This window comes from Streptomyces sp. NBC_00433, from assembly GCA_036015235.1.
Taxonomy (GTDB): domain Bacteria; phylum Actinomycetota; class Actinomycetes; order Streptomycetales; family Streptomycetaceae; genus Actinacidiphila.
Genome location: CP107926.1, coordinates 5,184,245 through 5,203,826, shown reverse-complemented (window position 1 = coordinate 5,203,826; position 19,582 = coordinate 5,184,245). Strand labels below are relative to the sequence as shown.

At 73.0% G+C, this 19,582-nt stretch carries 15 protein-coding genes; 10 read left to right on the top strand and 5 right to left on the bottom strand.

Annotated features, from left to right (window positions below; genetic code table 11):
* Nucleotides 1-128: 128 nt before the first annotated feature.
* Nucleotides 129-908, top strand: coding sequence for an oxidoreductase (locus OG900_22335; GenBank protein WUH92571.1), 780 nt, complete (start codon nt 129-131; stop codon nt 906-908).
* 105 nt (nt 909-1,013) lie between these two features.
* On the opposite strand, the gene OG900_22330 is transcribed toward OG900_22335, so the two are convergent.
* From OG900_22330 to OG900_22320, 3 genes are all read right to left on the bottom strand, one after another.
* Complete coding sequence (locus OG900_22330) at nt 1,014-4,604, bottom strand: choice-of-anchor D domain-containing protein (GenBank protein WUH92570.1); 3,591 nt, start codon at nt 4,602-4,604, stop codon at nt 1,014-1,016.
* Nucleotides 4,605-4,797: 193 nt separating this feature from the next.
* Entirely contained in the window at nt 4,798-5,550 is a 753-nt protein-coding gene (locus tag OG900_22325; GenBank protein ID WUH92569.1) for a hypothetical protein, read from the bottom strand.
* Nucleotides 5,551-5,671: 121 nt separating this feature from the next.
* The gene (locus OG900_22320) at nt 5,672-6,139 is read right to left on the bottom strand and encodes a MarR family transcriptional regulator (protein WUH92568.1); all 468 of its coding nucleotides are present in this window, start codon (nt 6,137-6,139) and stop codon (nt 5,672-5,674) included.
* Between the two features lie 99 nt (nt 6,140-6,238).
* Between OG900_22320 and OG900_22315 the strand changes: the two genes are divergently transcribed.
* Nucleotides 6,239-7,099 carry a haloalkane dehalogenase gene (locus OG900_22315; GenBank protein ID WUH92567.1) on the top strand — a complete coding sequence of 287 codons (861 nt, stop codon included), beginning with the start codon at nt 6,239-6,241 and terminating at the stop codon, nt 7,097-7,099.
* Nucleotides 7,100-7,316: 217 nt separating this feature from the next.
* Here the strand turns inward: OG900_22315 and OG900_22310 are convergent, their stop codons facing one another.
* Complete coding sequence (locus OG900_22310; protein WUH92566.1) at nt 7,317-9,050, bottom strand: ricin-type beta-trefoil lectin domain protein; 1,734 nt, start codon at nt 9,048-9,050, stop codon at nt 7,317-7,319.
* Between the two features lie 238 nt (nt 9,051-9,288).
* On the opposite strand from OG900_22310, the gene OG900_22305 reads away from it, so the two are divergent.
* The 3 genes from OG900_22305 to OG900_22295 all read left to right on the top strand — a co-directional run bounded on the left by OG900_22305 (nt 9,289) and on the right by OG900_22295 (nt 13,190).
* Nucleotides 9,289-9,924 (top strand): GNAT family N-acetyltransferase, encoded by a 636-nt coding sequence (locus OG900_22305; GenBank protein WUH92565.1) that lies wholly within the window; start codon nt 9,289-9,291, stop codon nt 9,922-9,924.
* 1,022 nt (nt 9,925-10,946) lie between these two features.
* Entirely contained in the window at nt 10,947-11,552 is a 606-nt protein-coding gene (locus tag OG900_22300) for a TetR/AcrR family transcriptional regulator (GenBank protein ID WUH95876.1), read from the top strand.
* Between the two features lie 102 nt (nt 11,553-11,654).
* Nucleotides 11,655-13,190 (top strand): MFS transporter, encoded by a 1,536-nt coding sequence (locus OG900_22295; protein ID WUH92564.1) that lies wholly within the window; start codon nt 11,655-11,657, stop codon nt 13,188-13,190.
* Nucleotides 13,191-13,327: 137 nt separating this feature from the next.
* Here the strand turns inward: OG900_22295 and OG900_22290 are convergent, their stop codons facing one another.
* Nucleotides 13,328-13,858, bottom strand: coding sequence for a GNAT family N-acetyltransferase (locus OG900_22290; protein ID WUH92563.1), 531 nt, complete (start codon nt 13,856-13,858; stop codon nt 13,328-13,330).
* Nucleotides 13,859-14,127: 269 nt separating this feature from the next.
* Between OG900_22290 and OG900_22285 the strand changes: the two genes are divergently transcribed.
* The 5 genes from OG900_22285 to OG900_22265 are packed head-to-tail and all read left to right on the top strand — an operon-like array spanning nt 14,128 to nt 19,290.
* Nucleotides 14,128-15,087 carry an STM4015 family protein gene (locus OG900_22285; protein WUH92562.1) on the top strand — a complete coding sequence of 320 codons (960 nt, stop codon included), beginning with the start codon at nt 14,128-14,130 and terminating at the stop codon, nt 15,085-15,087.
* A complete protein-coding gene (locus tag OG900_22280) occupies nt 15,084-16,205 on the top strand; it encodes an STM4014 family protein (GenBank protein ID WUH92561.1) in 1,122 nt (373 codons plus the stop codon). Before OG900_22285 ends, OG900_22280 begins: the two co-directional genes overlap by 4 nt.
* Before the next feature lie 37 nt (nt 16,206-16,242).
* Nucleotides 16,243-17,052 (top strand): STM4013/SEN3800 family hydrolase, encoded by an 810-nt coding sequence (locus tag OG900_22275; GenBank protein ID WUH95875.1) that lies wholly within the window; start codon nt 16,243-16,245, stop codon nt 17,050-17,052.
* The gene (locus OG900_22270; protein ID WUH92560.1) at nt 17,049-18,398 is read left to right on the top strand and encodes an STM4012 family radical SAM protein; all 1,350 of its coding nucleotides are present in this window, start codon (nt 17,049-17,051) and stop codon (nt 18,396-18,398) included. Before OG900_22275 ends, OG900_22270 begins: the two co-directional genes overlap by 4 nt.
* Before the next feature lie 10 nt (nt 18,399-18,408).
* Complete coding sequence (locus OG900_22265) at nt 18,409-19,290, top strand: STM4011 family radical SAM protein (protein ID WUH92559.1); 882 nt, start codon at nt 18,409-18,411, stop codon at nt 19,288-19,290.
* Nucleotides 19,291-19,582: the final 292 nt, after the last annotated feature.

The following is a 19,582-nucleotide window of genomic DNA, read 5'->3' as shown; positions in this document are numbered from 1 at the left end:
CTCCATGACGCCGTGGACTGCCTGCGACAGAGCGTATCGATAACCCGCTGTCCGCGTCCGCCACGGAGATCCGAAGGGGAGGCCCTAGAGTCCGTGGCAAGAGCGCGGATCCGAGGATTGGACGCACGATGACTGGCGAGCTGCAGGGCAGGACCGCCGTGGTGACCGGGGCGAGCAAGGGGATCGGGCTGGCCGTCGTGACGGCGCTGGCCGAGGCGGGGGCACGGGTCGTCGCCGGGTCCCGGGGGACCTCGGCGGAGCTGGACGCGCTGGTGGCGGCCGGCGGCGTCGAGTGGGTGAGTGCGGACCTGTCCGAGCCGGCGGCCGCCGGGCGGCTGGTGGACGCGGCCGGCGGGCGTATCGACGTGCTGGTCAACAACGTGGGCGTGGCCCCGGTCCGCACCGGCGGATTCCTGTCGGTCACCGACGAGGACTGGCAGCGCTCGGTCGACCTGAACCTGCTGGCCGCGGTGCGGGTCACCCGGGCGGCGCTGCCGCTGATGCTGGAGGCCGGGCGCGGGTCGGTGGTGACCGTCGCGTCGGTCAACGCGACGCTGCCCGACCCACTGGTCATCGACTACAGCGCGGGCAAGGCGGCGCTGGTCGCCTTCTCCAAGGCCCTGTCGAAGGAGGCCGGTCCGAAGGGCGTGCGGGTGAACACGGTCAGCCCCGGCCCGGTGGAGACCGACCTGTGGCTCGGCGGCGGCGGTGTGGCCGCCACCGTGTCGGCGTCGGCGGGCACCACGGCGAAGGACGTGATCGAGCAGACGGCGGGCGGCATGCCCACCGGCCGCTTCACCCGCCCGTCCGAGGTGGCCGACCTGGTCCTCTTCCTTGCCGGCGACCGGTCGGCCAACATCACCGGCAGCGACTTCACGATCGACGGCGGCTTCATCCCGACCTGGTGAACCCGTACGGTCCTGGGCGGTCCGCGCCGGTGCCGGCGGGAAAGGCACGGTGCCGCCGGGTGCCCATGCACCCGGCGGCACTGGCGTCCTATCGGGTCGGCCGCGTCAGCTGTTCCACACCTGGAACTCGGACAGCTGGGCCGCGGGCCAGCCGTCGTTGGAGGTGACGGTCACCCGGAAGTAGCGCTGGGTGGACGCGGAGAAGGTGATCGTGACGGTGTTGTTCGCGCCCGGGGTGAAGGCGTAGGACGCGGACGACTTGAGGGTGCTGAAGGTGCTGCCGTCGGTGCTGCCGGTGATCGACAGCGTCTCGTTGCGCGCGCCCCAGCCGGCCGGCAGCTGCAGGACGACCTTGGCGGCACTCTGCGCGGAGCCGAGGTCGACCTGCGCCCACTGCGGGAAGGCGTTGTTGGCGCTCTCCCAGTAGCTGGCCTGGTTTCCGTCGGTCAGGTTGGACGACGGGTAGACGTCGGTGTGGCTGGACTCGCTGGTGGGCTTGCCCGCCGCGAGGTTCGTGCTGACCGTCCCGGTGCCGGTGCCGGTCAGGGCGACGGTGGTGGGGTTGTTGGAGGCGTTGCTGGTGATGGTCAGCGTGCCGGTGCGGGTGCCGGACGCGGTCGGGGCGAACTTCACCGCGACCGTGCAACTGGCGCTCGCGGCAAGCGAGCTGCCGCAGGTGTTGGTCTGCGAGAAGTCGCCCGAGGTGCTGACCCCGCTGATCGCGGCGGCCGCCGTCCCGGTGTTGGTCACCGTCACGCTCTGGGCGCCGCTGGTGGTGCCGGGCGCCTGGGAGGCGAAGGTGAGCGAGGACGGGGTGACCGCCAGGGTCGCCGACGACGGGTTGGTGCCGCCGCCGGCCGGGAAGACCGACAGCCCGGACAACTGGGCGGCGCTCCAGCCGGAGTTGGCCGTGATGTTGATCCGGACGTAGCGGGCGGTGGCCGCGTTGAAGGTGACGGTCACCGTGTTGTTGTTGGCGTTCGGGTCGAAGGTCTGCGCCGCGGACGGCGACAGGGTGCTGAAGGAGTTGCCGTCGGTGGAGCCCTGCACGGACAGCGTCTGGCTGCGGGTCGCCCACGCGGTGGACGGCGGCAGCTTCAACGTGACCTTGCCGACGCTGTAGTTCTGGCCGAGGTCGACCTGGACCCACTGCGGGAAGGCGCCGTTGGCGCTCTCCCAGTACGTGGACGCGTCCGCGTCGGTGACGTTGCCCGGCACGAAGGTGCCGTTGGTGGAGCTGGCGGTGGCCGGGCGGCCGGCCGCGATGTCGGTACTGCTGTCGATGCCGGCGCCGCTCAGCGCGATCGCGGTCGGGCTGTTGTTGGCGTTGCTGGTCAGCGTCAGCGTCCCGTTGCGGGTGCCGCCCGCGGTGGGCTTGAAGGTCACGGTCACCGCGCAGGACGCGCCGACCGCGAGCGAGGAGCAGTTGTTGGTCTGGGTGTAGTCACCGGTCGCCGCGACACCGGAGACGGTGGCCGTGGTGGTGCCGGAGTTGGTGACGGTCACCGTCTGCGGGGCGGCCGTCGAGCCGACGACGGTGCCGCCGAAGGACAGGTTCGCCGGGCTGGCGTTGAGCACCGGGCCCGGCGCGGTGCCGGTGCCGGTCAGGGTGACGGTGGAGGTGTTGCCGCCCGCGGTGACGGTCAGGGTGCCGGTACGCTCCCCGGCCGCGGTCGGCTTGAAGGTGACGGCGACGGTGCAGGAGCCGTTGGCCGGCACCGAACTGCCGCAGGTGTTGGTCTGGGCGAAGTCGCCGGAGGCGGACAGCGCGGAGACCGCGGCGGCCGAGCCGGTCGGGTTGGAGACGGTCACGGTCTGCGCGCCGCCGGTCGAACCGGTCGCGACCGAGCCGAAGTTGAGCGCTCCCGGGGTGGCGGTGACGCCGCTGGCCGGGTAGGGCGGGAAGACCGGGGCCGGGAAGCCGCCGCAGAGCGGGGTGCCGGTGACACCGGAGTTGCCGCCGCCGTCGGTGACGACGAAGTTGCCGCCCTCGCAGCTGTAGACCGGCGAGGAGGCGCCGATGCCGGTCGCGGTGACGTTGGTCAGCTTCGCGGCGCCGCCGGTCTGCTCCTGCAGGGCGAAGGTGCCGGCGCCGGCGATGGTCACGTTGCTGAGGTTGACCCCGCTGACGGTGCCCTCGACCCACTGGATCGCCTCGTAGGGGCTCTGCTGGATCAGCGCGTTGGTGACGTTGATCGGGCCGCTGATCGAGCCCTGGCTGCCGTCGAACCACAGCGCGCCGACGCCGAACTGCCAGTTCGGGTCGAGGCCGCCGGCCCGGATGATGGTGTTGTTGGTGATGTCGGTCGTGCCGACCGGCGTGGAGGTGAAGCGCTGGCCGACGTGGATGCCGCCGCCCTGCGCGAGGCCGGTGTCCATCACCAGGTTGCCGCTGACGGTGTTGTCGTGGCCGCCGTAGATCGCGATGCCGTTGGCGAGGATCTGCGTCTCGACGGTGTTGTTGGAGATCGTGTCGTTGGCGTCGGCGCCCAGTGCGGAGTCCGCCCAGGTCGCGATGCCGTCGTCACCGGTGTTGCGGATCTCGCTGTTGGTGATCGTCGAGTTGGTCACGCCGCCGTGGAAGTTGATGCCGTCGGCGGTGGTGTCGCGGATGCGCAGGCCGCTGAGCGTCAGCTTGTCCATCGGGCCGTCCAGCCAGGCGCCGACCTTCAGGTGGTCGATCCACAGGCTGGAGACCGAGGAGTTGGACAGCGCGCCGCCGATGCCGTTGACCTGGTCGCAGTCGTTGCGCTCGCCGACCTTGCCGAAGATGGCGAAGTTCGACAGGTGCACGTTGCTGCTGGTCCCGCGGTTGCCGCCGACCCCGCAGCTGTCGGGCTCACCGAGGCCGTAGAAGCCGGGGGCCGCGCCGGTCACGGTCGAGTACCACATGCCCGCGCCGGTGACGGTGACGTTGTTGACCGTGATGTGCCGGGGGATGTTGTACGTGCCCGGCGGTATCCACACGGTGCCGCCCGAACCGGCGGCGGCGACGGCCGCGTTGAAGGCCGAGGTGGAGTCGGCGACGCCGGTCGCGTCGGCGCCCTTGCTGGTGACCGACACCGAGCCGGACGGCTGCGTCAGGGCCGCGCCGACCTGCTCGAAGTCGGCGAAGTCGAGGGTGGTGGCGGCACTGCCGCCGCTGGTCTGCAGGGTGAAGGTGGTGCCGGCCGGATACGTCTGCGGGAGCAGACGGTGGGCCTCGTCGTAGAAGTGGTGCGGGTTGCTGCCGGGCTGGTTGGTGAACGGGTAGCTGCCGTAGTACCAGCTGTAGGCGTTGGTGAGGGTGAAGTCGGACTGCGCGACGCCGTTGATGGAGAACGACAGCGGTGCCGTGTAGACCGAACCACCCGAACCGTCGGGGATGCTGTAGCGGAAGTCGATCGAGTTGGTCGCCACCGGGGTGGTGAAGGTGACGAACTTCCCGCTGCCCGACAGGGTCACCGCCTTGCGGTACGACGCCTCGTCAGCGAGCTGGCCCGCGGCCCAGCTCGGGCCGATCTGGCTGCCGTTGGTGGCGGAGTTCTCGGCCTGCACCTCGACGTAGGGCAGGCTCGCACCGCTGCCGCCGGTGGCGGCCGCGTAGGCGGGGGCGGCACTCAGGGCGAGCACACCGCCGCTGGTCAGGAGTGCGGTGCTGCCGACGACGGCTACTGCTCGTCTGAGGCGGCCTCGGGGTTGGGGGATACGGAACATCACGTGCTCCTTTCGACACAGAATGCCGGTTCTGCACCGGTGGGGGTGGAGCGTCAACGCAAGGGGCACCGTAATGTCGCGGACACTGGTCCGCAATATCCACGCTCATCATTGCTAGAAAGTAACTTTCTTGCGCAAGATTCTGCGTTCCTGACGGGCGACGCGACGAGCGTCGCAATTCGTCCGCTACCGGTCACCTCCGGTGCTTCTGCTGCGCTTCCATGACATTCCGCATCGCGTCGACCAGCGCCGGTTCGAAACGTCCGACGTCCGAGGCGGCATGGCGCGGGCCGCCGTGCAGCGCGCCGAGCGTGTCCTCGGAGACGTAGTCGTTGCTGTAACCGGTGAGCGTGAGGGTGAACACCGCGCCGCCGTGCAGGACTTTCAGCTCCTCGCTCTGCCTGCTCAGCATCTGCGCGACCGCCTCGTCACCCAGCCCGGTGACCGCCCGCGCGGACTTCACCGGCGTCAGGTCGGAGCCGTCGACCTGGGCCTGGTCCTCGAACTCCGCCCGCGGGTCGGTCCGTTTGTGCAGGTCGATCGTGACGAAGATCTCGAAGCGGGCCATGCCGCCCCCGCCGTCGGGCGCGGCCGCCGACAGGGTGCAGCGGATCTGGTCGATCGCCGAGCCGAGCCGGGCCGCGGCCGGCGACACCGAAGCGGTGTCCGTCGCGTGCAGCGCCGACGTCAGCGGTGACAGGGTACTGCCCGCACACGGGCTGTCACCGAGGACGTATCCGTGCAGGTCGGGCCGCCCGTCGTGCTGCACGGCCCACACCCGCAGCCCGCCCGCCCACAGCGCGGACGCCACCAGCACCCCGCCGGCCCCCCACACCCACGGCCGCCGCACCCGCGTCCCGCCCCACCGCGGCGGCCGGTCGGCGTCGCTGATCACCTCGGCCCCGCCCTCGTCGGGACCCCCGGTCAGCTCCGGCTCCGATATCACGGCTCTCCTCGCGACGGCGTCGGCGCCGCTCGGATTCTCAGTGGCGGAAGCGGAACCGGCACCGGCGGCGTACGAACGACCGTACGCCGTAAGGCCGCCGGTCAGAACGGATGCGGACCGATCACATCCGGTCCCGCATGTCGTCGCCGTGGTGGGCGACGACGACGCTGAGCAGCCGGACGAGTTCGGCGCGCTCGGCCGCGCTCAGCGGGGCCAGCAACTCGCCCTGGATGCCGTCGATCAGGCCGTCGAGCTGGTCGAGCCTGCGGCGTCCCTCCTCGGTGATGGTGATGACGTTGCGCCGCTTGTCGTCCCGGTCGGGGGTCCTTCGGACGTGGCTGCCGTCGGCGAGGTCGTTGAGCACCGCGACCATGTCGCTGCGGTAGATCCCGGCCCGCCGGCTCAACTCCGCCTGGCTGGCGGGCCCGTACTCCTGGAGCGCGGCCAGCACGGCGTAGTGCCACTTGCGCGCGCCGACCGCCGCCAGGCCGCCGCTGACCAGGCGGTCGCCCTGCTGGGCGGCGTGGGCGAGCAGCCGGCTCGGGAGGGTGAGCAGCCGGTCGGGGGTGGGGCGGGGGGAGTCGGTCATGGCGGAATTCTAATCCGGTTGCGTTAGTGGCACTAACGATGTACGTTTTCGTTAGTGCGATGAACGTTAGTTCCACTAACACTCTTCCGGGAGGCCCCTGTGCCCACCATCGACGTCCTCGACTCGACCGTCCACTACGAGGAGACGCCCGGCGCCGGCACCCCGGTCGTCCTGCTGCACGGCAATCCCGGCTCGTCCTACCTGTGGCGCGATGTCACCCCCGGCCTCGGCGCCGGCCGGACCCTCGCCCCCGACCTGATCGGCATGGGCCGCTCGGGCAAGCCCGACATCCCGTACTCCTTCGCCGACCACGCCCGCTACCTCGACGCCTGGTTCGAGGCGCTCGGCCTGGACCGGGTCGTCCTGATCGGCCACGACTGGGGCGGCGCCCTGGCCTTCGACTGGGCCGCCCGGCACCCCGAGCGGGTCGCGGGCATCGCCTTCTTCGAGACCATCGTCAAGCCGCTGACCGGCGACGACATCTCCCCGCAAGGCCTGGAGCGCACCCGCACGCTGCGCACCCCGGGCCGCGGCGAGGAGATGATCAGCGGCGACAACCCGCTGGTCCGCGCCGCCTACTCCGCCGCCGTCCGCACCCCGCTCGCGGCCGCCGACCTCGACGTCTACCTGGCCCCCTACCCCACCGTGGAGAGCCGCCGCCCGCTGCTCGCCTGGGCCCGCCAGATCCCCGTCGACGGCGAGCCCGCCGAGCTGATCCCGCGCATCGAGGCCTACGACAGGTGGCTGGCCGCGTCCCCCGGGGTCCCCAAGCTGCTGCTCACCTTCACCGGCTCCCCCACCCTGCTGATCACTCCCCCGGTCGCGGCCTGGTGCGCCGACCACATCGCCGCCCTGACGACCGTGCCGTGCGGCCCCGCCGGCCACCACGCCCCCGAGGACAGCCCCGCCGAGATCGCGAAGGCCGTCGCGCAGTGGGCCGACGCCCACGGGCTGTGGTGAGCCGGACGCTCAGGCGGGGCGGTGCGCGCGCAGGATCAGCTCGGCCGTCTCCGCCGCGATGCGCGTGCGGGGGAACAGGAGCGGGGATCGAACCGATGACTCCGGTCCGCGACCGGGCCGGCTCCGGGCCCGCTGCCGGGCCGAACAGCCCGCGACCGGGCACCTTCGGTCGTGCCGAGGGTGCCGGCCGCGGGCCGGTCGGGCTTCCTGAAGGCCCTTACGCCAGGGCGAACTTCTGCGCGCCCGAGCCGTTGCAGTCCCATATCTGCAACCGCGTGCCGTTCGCCGTGGCGCCCGAGGGCGAGTCGACACACCGGCCGGTGGTCGGGTTGGACAGCGAGCCGTCGGAGTCGACGACCCAGTTCTGGTAGCCCCCGCCGTTGCAGGTGGCCAACTGGAGCTGCGTACCTGCCGCGTTCACGCCGCCCGCGATGTCCAGGCACTTGCCGAGGCTGCGCAGGGTCTGGCCGCTCCAGGTCCACTTCTGGTCGAGCGAGGCCGCCTGCTGGCAGTCCCACAGCTGGACCGCGGTGCCGTCGCCGCCGGTGTCGTCTCCCGCCACGTCCACGCACTTGCCGCCGGGACCGTAGATCGGGGTGCCGATGGTGAAGTTCTGGGCGCCGGAGCCGTTGCAGTCCCAGATCTGCAGCCGGGTGCCGTTCGCGGTGGCACCGGACGGCGAGTCGACGCACCGGCCGCTGGCCGGATTGCGCAGCGAGCCGTCGGCCTGCCGCACCCACGCCTGGTAGCCGCCGCTGTTGCACGTGGCGAGCTGCAGCTTCGTCCCGGCGGCGCTGTCGCCGCCGGCGATGTCCAGGCACTTGCCGAGGGTCTGCAAGGTCTGGCCGCTCCAGGTCCAGTGCTGGTCCTTGGCCGCCGACTGGCAGTCCCACAGCTGGACGGCGGTGCCGTCGCCGCCGGTGTCGTCTCCCGCCACGTCCACGCACTTGCCGCCGGGACCGGTGATCGTCTGGCCGCTCGCGGAACCGCCTCCGCCGCCGCCCCCGGAGCCGGGCCCCTTGTTGTAGACCGCCACCGAGTCGACGACCAGCCTGCCGCCGGAGACGGTGGCCGCGTTCGGGCCGCCGCCGAAGGCGTCGGGGAAGCCGCCGCCGATCGCCAGGTCGTAGATGATGAAGAAGGGGTGGTCGATCGCGTTGGACCAGGTCGTCGCGTCCACCTGGTTGGCGCTGACGGTGAAGAAGTTGCTCCCGTCGAGGTAGAAGCGGATCTGCTCGGGCGACACCGAGCGGTCGATCTCCGCCGCGTAGTCGTGGAAGCCGGTCTGGCAGCCGGAACAGCCGCGCTCGCCCGAGCCGATGCCGGTCGACTCGTTGCACGGGCCACCCGGGCTGACACCGCAGTGGATGGTGCTGAAGTCGGAGCTGCGGCCGTTGATGTCCTCCATGATGTCGATCTCGCCCGACGTCGGCCAGGTCACGCCGTCGCGCAGCGGTGCGCCGAGCATCCAGAAGGCCGGCCAGTATCCGGCGCCGTTGCCGGTGGTGACGTTGGGCTGCTGGAGGACGGACTCGATGCGTACGACGCCGCCCGCCGGTGCGCCGAAGGTCGCCGCCTGGGTCTCCACCCGGCCGGACGTCCAGCCGCCGCGCGGGTCGGAGCCCGAGTGCTGGGCCTGGAGCACCAGGTGGCCCTGGCCGTCGTAGAAGACGTTCGACGTGCTGCTGGTCATCGTCTCGATCTCGCCGGTGCCGAAATTGCTGCCCGGCCCGGTGTCGTACCTCCACAGCCCCTGGTCGATGCCGGTGCCTGCCGCGCCGTTGAAGTCGTCGCTCCAGGTGAGCGTGAAACCCGACGGCGTCGGAGGCACCGCCGCGCCGGCGTCCGGCGCCACGACGCCGCCCGCCGCGATCGCGACCGCGGCGGCGGGAAGCAGGACGAGCGCCCTCCTCCACCCGCCGCGCCGTGCTCTTGCAAAATTCAAGCGCATGTCTGACCTCCGGGGGAATTGCACGATTCTGCGTGTGCGCTACGCCGCTTCGGGCCGCCTCGGGTGGGATGCCCCAGGGCGCGTGGTGCCGACGTACGTCAACCTGGTTCGCGGGACGGACACCGTAAAGATGTCATGTACACATCTTGTCGACCGGCCCGATGTTCGACAAGACGGCCGACGCGTCCGCCCTCCGGGGCGGCGGGGCGGGGACGGCTCGCGGCCTACGATGCCGGGTATGGGGAGCGCGCTCGCAGAGATCATGGCGGCGGCCGCCGTCGGGGTTTTCCCGGCTGCCGACGGAGGGACGACGGTTGTCGCACAGGACGGGGTGCGGGACGCCGGGGTGATGGCCTTCACCGCACACGCGGTGGTCTTCACGGACGAGGACCCGGCCTGGGTGCGGCGGGAGTTGGCCGCCGTCGGGTGCGATCCGCTGGCCGCCGCCATGAACCCGCGCTTCCTGACCGCGCTGTTGGAGCGGTCGGGGCGGCGGACGGACACCATCGACCTGGTGAGCGTGGCATCGCCGCTGACCGGCCAACCGCCCGTGGCCCTGCGGGAGATCGACGACGACACGCACCCTCGGGTCGTACGGGCCCGGGGCCGGCGGGACGACGTAAGGGTGTGGGCCGCCGACGGCGGGGTGCTGGTGCTCGGCCGGGGGGTCGCCGGGCGCTGGGAGGCGGCCGTCGAGGTCGAGGAGGGCGCGCGGCAGCGCGGCCTCGGGCGGGCGCTGGCCACCGCGGCCCGGCATCTGGTGCCCGAGCCGGTCTGGGCCCAGGTGGCCGCGGGCAATGCCCGCAGCGTCAGGGCCTTCCAGGCCGCGGGTTTCCGCCCGGTCGGGGCGGAGTCGCTGCACGTGCCGGCATAGGGCCTGCCCGGCGGGAGGCGTACCGCCGGACAGGCCCGGTGCCGGGCTGTCCGGCGATACGCATCCCGCTGCCGGGGCGGTTCAGCGCCTCACTCGCACCGGCCGCACAGATACGCGCGCCGCAGCGCGGGCCGCGGCTTCGCCGGGACCGGCGCGGGCGCCCATCGGCCGCGGCGCGCCCGGTGCGGCGGCGGACCGTACGGCGACTGCCAGGCCGGCCGCCCGGTGCGACCCGGGCCGCCCGCGTCGCGGAGCAGCCCAGCCGTCCGGGCGGGGGACGGGAGGTGGGGCTTTACGGAGCGCACGTTCATCGTGAGCGCGTCCCCGCAGCCGGAACACAGCGCGAGGAGGCCGTGGTTCGCGCCGGCGGGGAATACGGGGGATACGCCGTCCGCCCGGGAGCGCCCGAAGGCGCACCTGTGGCAGGGGCGTTGAACGATCGGCAGGCAGGTGGGAACAGCCACCCAGGTCGTGGACACAGACAGACACCGGTTCCAGTGAGAGGACCGCAGCGGAAAGGAGCGCGGCGCACTTGCGCGACGCGCGACGGTTCAGCGCTCGGGGGGTCTCACTTGGTGTACAACGGCACGTCCTTGCCGGGGTGACTGCGGGCGCAAGCACGGTAGCGCCACCCGAGGCCCCGGCTCCACCGATTTCGCCCCGCTCCGCGCGCGCGGGCGGGACGGGGGCGTGCCGCCGGCGGTAGGCGGCGTCGGCGGCCGTGAGCAGGCGGGAGCCCTTTCTGCGCAATGCCACGCCGGTCACCGTAGCGCGCGGTGAGCGGCGTCACACGGGGTCACCGCGAGGGCGGTGCGGACCGGGGCGGGGGGCCGAAACGGAGCGGGTGACGCAGGTCACGATGGGTGGCCGAAATATCCGGGGACATCGTCCCCGTTACATGCACGTGAATGCAAAACCGGGGATCTGTTCCCCGGTTACCGTGCCGGCCGCCGAGAGGAGTGACCACTGTGACCACAGTCGCCGATGTAGCCGACGCAGTCGATGTAGCCGACGCGACGGAGCTGACGGCTCCGGCCGCGGTCCGTACGCACCGGACCCGCGCGGACGCCCTGCGCAACCGGGAGCGGATCGTCGCGGCGGCGCGCGACATCTTCGTCGAGTACGGCCCCGACTCGCCGCTGGACGAGATCGCCCGCCGCGCGGGCATCGGCAATGCCACGCTCTACCGGCACTTCCCCGACCGCCGCGCCCTGGTGCACGCCGTCCTGCTGTCCGTCGTGACCCGCATCGCGGACCACGCCGTGGCGCAGGCCGCGGCCGCCGCCGCGGGCGGCGACCCCTGTGCCGCGCTCGGCCGCTTCGCCCACGCCGCCGTGGACGACAACATGGGCGCCCTGTGCGGGCTGTTCGTCAACGGTGACGACCGCCACTCCGCCGAGATCGCCGCGCAGGCCGCACGGCTGGAGACCGCGCTCGAAGAGCTGATGGACCTGGCCAGGAAGGACGGCCGGCTGCGGCCGGACGTGACCCGCAACGACCTGATGGTCGCCATCTCCCGGCTCACCCGCCCGCTGCCCGGCATCGACTGCACCGGCAGCGACCTCCACCGCCACCTCCAGCTCTTCCTCGACGGCCTGAAGACGCCGTATCCGGACCCGAAGCCGTGACCCGCAAGCCGTAGACCGACGGCCGTGAGCCGTCCCACACGACCTGTACGACCCGCAGAGCCCCGCACCCTTTGTGCACCGCGTACCGAAGTGGATATCTCCATGTCTCAAACCACCGGAACAGCGCTTCCCGATCCCCGGCGATGGAAAGCACTGGTCTTCATCTCCCTGGCCCAGCTGATGGTCGTGCTCGACGCGACCATCGTGAACATCGCGCTGCCGAGCGCCCAGCACGACCTCGGCATTTCCGACGCGAACAAGCAGTGGGTCATCACGGCCTACGCCCTCGCCTTCGGCGGGCTGCTGCTCTTCGGCGGCCGCATCGCCGACCTGTGGGGCCGCAAGCGCGCCTTCGTCACCGGCCTGACCGGCTTCGCCCTCGCCTCGGCGATCGGCGGCGCCGCCACCAACGAGGCGATGCTGCTCAGCTCGCGTGCCGCACAGGGCGTCTTCGGCGCGCTGCTGGCGCCCGCCGCGCTGTCGCTGCTCGCGACGACCTTCACCGACCCGAAGGAGCGCGCCAAGGCCTTCGGCATCTTCGGCGCCATCGCCGGCGGTGGCGGCGCGGTCGGGCTGCTGCTCGGCGGTGTGCTGACCGAAGTCCTCGACTGGCGCTGGACCTTCTTCGTCAACATCCCCTTCGCGGTGATCGCCGCCCTGGGCTCCTACTTCGTGATCCGCGAGCCGGCGGGCGGCCGCAACCGCTCCCCGCTGGACATCCCCGGCGTGCTGCTGTCGACGCTCGGCCTGGTCTCGCTGGTCTACGGCTTCACCCGCGCCGAGACCGCCGGCTGGTCCTCGGTGTCCACGATCGGGCTGCTGGTCGCCGCGGTCGTCCTGCTGGCGACGTTCGCGGTCGTCGAGTCCCGGGTGCGGCACCCGCTGCTCCCGATGCGGGTGGTCGCCGACCGCAACCGCGGCGGTGTCTACGCCTCGCTGGGGCTGGCCATCATCGGTATGTTCGGCGTCTTCCTCTTCATGACCTACTACCTGCAGGTCGTCCAGGGGTATTCGGCGATCAAGACCGGCTTCGCCTTCCTCCCGATGGTCACCGCCTTCGTCATCGGCTCCACGCAGATCGGCGCCCGGCTGGTCAACCGCCTGCCGGCCCGCGTCCTGATGGCCCCCGGCTTCGCGCTGGCGGCGGTCGCGATGCTGCTGCTGACCCGCCTGTCGCTCGGCGCGTCCTACCCGGGCGTGGTCCTGCCGGGCCTGGTCCTGCTGGGCCTGGGCATGGGTACGGCCTTCATGCCGGCGATGTCGCTGGCCACCTCCGGAGTGCAGCCCCGTGACGCGGGCGTCGCCTCGGCGATGGTCAACACCTCCCAGCAGGTCGGCGGCGCCATCGGCACGGCCCTGCTGAACACGGTGGCCGCGTCCGCGACCGCCACCTACCTCGCCGCCCACCACGCGGCGACCCCGGCGGCCGCGAAGCTCACCGAGGCGCAGGGCCTGGTGCACGGCTACGCCCACGCCGTCTGGTGGGCCTTCGGTATCGAGGTCGCGGCCTCGCTGATCGCCCTGATCTTCATCACCGCGGGCAAGCCCACCACGGTGAAGGTCGCCTCCAGCTCGGACGGCCCCTCGGGCACGACGTCCGAGACGGACCAGGCATCGGTGCCGGTCGTCCTGCACTGACCGCTGCCACGACGGCTGCCGCCGTCAGCCACCACCGCGCCCCGCCGGATCCCGTCCGGCGGGGCGCGGTGCGTCACGGCGACGCCGGTCCGGCGGCATGGCACGCGGACGCGGCCGGCGTGGCACCGGTCCGGGCATCAGGGCCTGAGCAGTCCGCCCACCCACCAGTCGTGCGGCTTGCCGTCGTTGGCGATGCCGCGATTGCGCAGCGTCCCCTCGACGGTGAAGCCGAGCCTCTCCGCGACGGCACGCGAGCCGGTGTTCCCTGCCATGGCCCACCACTCGATGCGGTGGACGTCGAGGGTGGCCCAGCCCCAGTCGCACAGGGCTCGGGCGGCCTCGACCGAATACCCGCGTCCGCGCTGTTCCCTGACCGCCCAGTAGCCGAGTTCGTAGACGCCCGGACTGATGACGAACAGGCTGTACGACCCGACCAGGGCGCCGCTGTCCCTGCGGAAGGCGCCGAGGGTGTAGCTCTTGTCCGTGGCCCAGCCCGCGGGGTGGTCCTCACCGATGCGCTTCTCCGCGTCGGCGCGCCGGTACGGCACCGGCACCGGCGTGTAGAACTGGATGTCCTCGTCCTGGCAGGCTTCGTACAACGCGTCCACGTCGGCGGGGGCGAAGGCCCGCAGCACCAGACGGTCGGTCTCAAGGGTCACCGGGTCCATCGCGGCAGTATGGACACCGCCGGCAAGCAGCGACCAGCGAATATCCTCTCCGCGCCGGCCGCCGTTCCGGTGCGGCCTTCGGGGAGGCAGGACACCGCGGTCGCGGGATCGCGCGCCCGGGGCGGGGCGGGGTGGCCACCCGGCGGGGGCCGTGTCAGTGGGCGTTGGTAGAAATCGTCCTACCGAGCCGTCCGCCCGGACCGCGGCGTACGCCCCGGCCGGCCGTCCACCCCCGCAGCCAACGCCGTCCGCGTCAGGAGACCCACGACATGTCCGCCGTAGAGCACTTGAAGGAACTGCACGGCTTCCCCGTCTTCGACTTCCCCGCGGCCGGCGAGGAGGCCGCCGGGCTGCCCGAGCCCGGGGAGGTGGCCTGGCGGCTGGCCGTCGATCCGTACGGGGACGGGGCCGCCGAGCCGTACGAGGAGCTGTGGCAGCGCTTCCTGGGGGCCGTCGACCCGGTCGGGGTGCGGGCGGTGGTCGTCGGCCAGTGGGGCGAGGTCTACGACGAGGACTCCGGTGACGTCGTGCGGCTGCTGGCCGAGGCGGCCGGGCGGCTGACCGGCCTGGTCGCGGTCTTCGTCGGCGACCTGGTGATGGAGGAGTCGGAAATCTCCTGGATCACCCAGAGCGACGTGACACCGCTGCTCACCGCCTACCCGCGGCTCCAGGAGCTGGGCGTCAGGGGCGGTACGGACCTGGTGCTCGACGCGGTGCGGCACGAGCACCTGCGGACGCTGGCCATCGAGGCGGGCGGGCTGCCCGCGGCCGTGGTGCGCGCGGTCGGCGCGAGCGACCTGCCGGCGCTGGAGTATCTGGAGCTGTGGCTCGGCGAGGAGGAATACGGCGGCGACGCCTCCGTGGAGGACCTCGCGCCGCTGCTGAGCGGCGAGCGGCTGCCGGCGCTGCGGCACCTGGGCCTGCGCAACAGCGAGATCCAGGACGAGATAGCCGACGCGCTCGCGGACGCGCCGGTCGTCGCGCGGCTCAGGTCGCTCGACCTGTCCCTCGGGACGCTGGGCGACGACGGCGCGGAGGCGCTGCTCGAAGGGCAGTCGCTGAGCCACCTGGAATGGCTCGACCTGCACCACAACTTCCTCAGCGAGGAGGTCGCCGAGCGGATACGGCAGCGGCTGGAGACGGCCGGCGTCGAGGTCGACCTCGACGAGCGGATGGACGAGGAGCGATACGACGGCGAAGAGCACCGCTACGTCGCGGTGGGGGAGTGACCGGCGCCGCCCGCGTGCGGTTCGCGGTGGTCGGCAACCCCGGCCACCGCCGCGTGACGCTCTTCGCCGACGCCGTAGAGGCCGCGGGCCTGCCCGCGCCACGGGTGCTGGGCTGGCGCGACGTGCTCCACGGCTCCTACGGCTTCCGCCCCGGCGAGGTCGTGCGGATCGACTCGCCCGGCGAGGACGCGGAGGTCGACCGGCTGCTGCGGGGCGCCGGCGACCCGGCCCGGGTGGAGGGCGGCGCCCGGTGGTACGGGCGGTTCACCTCAGTGGTCGCCGAGTTGGCGGCAGCGGCGGTGGACGCGGGGGCGCGGCTGCTGGACGGCCCCGAGGACATCGCGGTGATGTTCGACAAGCGGCGCTGCCACGCCCGGCTCGCGGCGGCCGGGCCGCCGGTGCCGTGGGCGGCGGGTACGCCGCTGTCGCCGGTGACCGGCTGGGACGACCTGCGGGCGCGGCTGGCGGCGGCAGGGGTGCCGCGGGTCTTCGTCAAACCCGCGCACGGGTCGTCGGCCTCGGGCGTGGTCGCGCTGGCTTTCGGCGGCCCAGGCCGGGTGAAGGCCGTCACATCGGTGGAAGTCGCCCCGGACGGGCGGCTGTTCAACTCGCTGCGGGTCCGCGAATACCGCGCGGAGCGGGAAGTGGGCGCGCTGGTCGACGCCTTGGCGCCGGACGGCCTGCACGTCGAGCGGTGGCTGCCCAAGGCCGCGCTCGACGGCCGGGTGTGCGACCTGCGGCTGGTGGTGGTCGGCGGCCGAGCCACCCACGCGGTGGCCCGCACCAGCCGCCACCCCATGACCAACCTCCACCTCGGCGGCGCCCGCGGCGACCTCGCCCGGCTGCGGTCCGCGATCACCGCGGCGGGCGGCCGCTGGTCCGACGCGGTGGCGGCGGCGGAGGGCGCCGCGGCCTGCTTCCCCGGCACCCTGTGCGTCGGCGTCGACGTGCTGCCCGCGGCCGGCCTGCGGCGCTTCGCCGTCGCGGAGGTCAACGCCTTCGGCGACCTCCTCCCCCGCCTGCCGGGCCTCCCTGGCACACCGGCGGAAGGGCGGGACACCTACGCGGCCCAGGTCGCGGCGGTGCTGCGGGAGGTGGGCGCGCATGCCGCCGCGTGAGGCGCCGGGCCCGAGCGGCGGGCCGGGCGGACCCGACATGAACCTGGTCGTGGGCAGCCACGACCTGCTGCTCGTCACCCTCGACACCCTCCGCTACGACGTGGCCGCCGAGATGGCCGCGGCCGGGCGGCTGCCGAACCTCGCCGCGCACCTGCCCGGCGGGCGGTGGGAGGAGCGGCACGCGCCCGGGAGCTTCACCTACGCCTCGCACCAGGCCATCTTCGCCGGGTTCCTGCCGACGCCCGCGGCGCCCGGCCCGCATCCGCGGCTGTTCGCCGGGAGGTTCGGGGGGAGCGAGACGATGGCGGACGGGACGTGGGTCTTCGACGCGCCCGACCTGGTGGCGGGGCTCGCGGCGGTCGGCTACCGCACGGTCTGCGTCGGCGGGGTCGGCTTCTTCAACGGTCAGGGGGCGCTCGGGTCGGTGCTGCCGGGGCTCTTCCAGGAGAGCCACTGGGAGCCGGAATTCGGGGTGGCGTCGCCGACGTCGTTCGCGTCGCAGGTGGACCGCGCCGAGCAGGCGGTGGCGGCGGCCCCGCGGCACCAGCCGCTCTTCCTGTTCGTGAACGTGTCCGCGCTGCACCAGCCCAACTGGTTCCATCTGCCGGGCGCCACCCGCGAGTCGGGCGACACCCGGGCCAGCCACGCCGCCGCGCTCGGCTACGTCGACCGGCACATCGGGCGGCTCTTCGCGGCGGCGAGCAGCCGCCGCCGCTGCTTCGCCGTCGTGTGCTCCGACCACGGCACCGCCTACGGCGAGGACGGCCACACCGGCCACCGGATCGGCCACCCCGCCGTGTGGACCGTGCCCTACGCCCACTTCTTCCTGGAGGCACCGGCCGGATGACGATCCTGGACACGGCGGCCGCGCCGCGGCCGTATCAGAGCTACGTCTACGCCTATCCGCACAAGACCGCCTACGGCCCGCTGCGGCCGCGCCCCGCGCTGCGCGACCTGTGGGCGGCCGAGCCCAAGGACTCGCTCGCGCTGTATCTGCACATCCCCTTCTGCGAGGTCCGCTGCGGCTTCTGCAACCTCTTCACCCGGATCGGCGCCCCCGACGGCCTGGCCGGCCGCTATCTCGACGCGCTGGAGCGGCAGGCGGCCGCCGTACGGGAGGCGCTCGGCGACGACCCGGCGCCGCGCTTCACCACCGCGGCCTTCGGCGGCGGCACCCCGACCTTCCTCGAACCGGCCGAGCTGGAGCGGCTGTTCGGCATCGCGGAGCACCGCATGGGCGCGGACCTGCGGGCCGTACCGCTGTCGGTCGAGGCGTCGCCGGCGACCGCGACCGCCGACCGGCTCGCGGTGCTCGCCGCGCACGGCACGACCCGGCTCAGCCTGGGTGTGCAGACCTTCGACCCCGCCGAGGCCAGGGCGGCGGTCCGCCCCGGGCAGCAACGGGTTCAGGTGGAAACGGCGTTGGGGCGCATCCGGGACGCGGGCTTCCCGGTGCTCAACATCGACCTGATCTACGGCATCGACGGCCAGTCCGAGCGGTCCTGGCGCGCTTCCCTGGCGGCGGCGCTGGCCTGGCGGCCGGAGGAGCTGTATCTCTACCCGCTCTACGTCCGCCCGCTGACCGGCCTGCACCGCCTCGACTCCGCCCGGACGGAGGCGGGTTGGGACGAGCAGCGGCTGCGGCTCTACCGCGCGGGCCGCGACCTGCTGCTCGAAGCGGGCTACGAGCAGGTGTCGATGCGGATGTTCCGTGCCAAGGGCCCACAGGGGGTGGGACCCGCCGACCACGCGTGCCAGACCGACGGCATGATCGGCCTGGGCTGCGGGGCCCGCTCCTACACCGCGGGCCTGCACTACAGCTTCGACTACGCCGTGGGCCCCGGCGAGGTCAGGGCGATCATCGACGACTACGTGACGCGCCCCGCCGCGGACTTCGGATACGCCGACTTCGGCCGGGCCGTCGGCGGGACGGAGGCCCGCCGCCGCCATCTGCTGCAGTCGCTGCTCCAGGCGCGGGGCATGCCGGTGGCCGACTACGCGGCACGCTTCGGCTGCCGCCCTGAGGACGACTTCGGGCCCGAACTGGCCGCCTTCGCCGCCCGCGGCTGGCTGGCGGAGGACGCGGAGCTGCTGCGGCTGTCGCCCGAGGGCCTCGCCCATTCCGACGCGGTGGGACCCGAGTTGTTCTCCCCCGCGGTGCGGGCCGCGATGGCCGCCTATGACGCGAAGTGAGGGGGCGGCCGTGGATCTGACCGTCCTCTACCGTGGACCGCTGGCCTCCTGCGACTTCGACTGCCCCTACTGCCCGTTCGCCAAGCGCCGCGACAGCCGGGACCAACTGGATGCCGATCGGCTCGCGTTGGAGCGCTTCGCGGACTGGGCCGGGGCGCAGACAGGCGACCGGCTGTCGATCCTGTTCACCCCGTGGGGCGAGGCGCTGGTCAGGTCCTGGTATCGCAGGACGCTCTCCGAGCTGAGCCGGCTGCCGCACATCCGCCGGGTGGCGATCCAGACCAACCTGGGCGCCCGCACCGGCTGGCTGGACGAAGCCGACCTGGACACCCTGGCCCTGTGGTGCACCTACCACCCGGACCAGGTGCCCTACGAGCGCTTCCGCGCCGCCTGCCACGACCTGGCGGCCCGCGGGGTGCGGCACAGCGTCGGCGTCGTCGGCCTGCCGGAACACCTGGACGCGGCCCGCCGGTTGCGCGCGGACCTGCCCGGCCACGTCTACCTGTGGGTCAACGCGGCCGAGGGGCACACGTACACCGACGCCGAGGCGGACCGGTGGACCGCGCTGGACCCGCTCTTCCCCTACAGCCGCCACCCGCACCGCAGCGCGGGACTGCCCTGCCGCACCGGCGAGTCGGTGATCTCGGTCGACGGCGAGGGGACGGTGCGGCGCTGCCATTTCGTCCCCGCCGTGCTGGGGAACCTCTACGACGGGAGCTACCGGGCCGCCCTGCGGCCGCGGGCCTGCCCGCTCGCGGTGTGCGACTGCCACATCGGCTACGTCCACCTGGAGACGCTGCCGCTCTACGACACCTTCGCGGGCGGCGTCCTGGAACGCGTTCCGGCCGCCGCCCCCGCGCCCGGTGGGCGTCAGGTGCCGATGTCCGGGTAGGGCAGCACCGTACGGGCCAGCCGCTCGGCGTACTCGCGCTGGAAGGCCGGCGGCGGATCGGATTGCGGGTGGTGGGCACCGCGCGGTCGCCCTCGCCGACCTCGACGACCGGGTCGGGGCCGAAGCGCTCCGCCACCCCCGGTTGGCGGGCCGTTCGACAAGCAGTGGCGCGTATGTCCGTACAGCGGACAGTGTCCGCGAAGAGCGAGTCTGCGCCGGTGAGCGCCCGCCGGTCACGGCGGGAACGCCGACCGGCCCGGCACCGGCGCGCGGAATCGGGCGACGGCCAATC

Coding starts and splice junctions, on each gene's coding strand:
- OG900_22275 (WUH95875.1), top strand. CDS start 16,243: ATGAACCTGGTCGTGGGCAGCCACGACCTGCTGCTCGTCACCCTCGAC.
- OG900_22295 (WUH92564.1), top strand. CDS start 11,655: ATGTCTCAAACCACCGGAACAGCGCTTCCCGATCCCCGGCGATGGAAA.
- OG900_22305 (WUH92565.1), top strand. CDS start 9,289: ATGGGGAGCGCGCTCGCAGAGATCATGGCGGCGGCCGCCGTCGGGGTT.
- OG900_22330 (WUH92570.1), bottom strand. CDS start 4,604: ATGTTCCGTATCCCCCAACCCCGAGGCCGCCTCAGACGAGCAGTAGCC.
- OG900_22290 (WUH92563.1), bottom strand. CDS start 13,858: ATGGACCCGGTGACCCTTGAGACCGACCGTCTGGTGCTGCGGGCCTTC.
- OG900_22335 (WUH92571.1), top strand. CDS start 129: ATGACTGGCGAGCTGCAGGGCAGGACCGCCGTGGTGACCGGGGCGAGC.
- OG900_22285 (WUH92562.1), top strand. CDS start 14,128: ATGTCCGCCGTAGAGCACTTGAAGGAACTGCACGGCTTCCCCGTCTTC.
- OG900_22270 (WUH92560.1), top strand. CDS start 17,049: ATGACGATCCTGGACACGGCGGCCGCGCCGCGGCCGTATCAGAGCTAC.
- OG900_22310 (WUH92566.1), bottom strand. CDS start 9,050: ATGCGCTTGAATTTTGCAAGAGCACGGCGCGGCGGGTGGAGGAGGGCG.
- OG900_22320 (WUH92568.1), bottom strand. CDS start 6,139: ATGACCGACTCCCCCCGCCCCACCCCCGACCGGCTGCTCACCCTCCCG.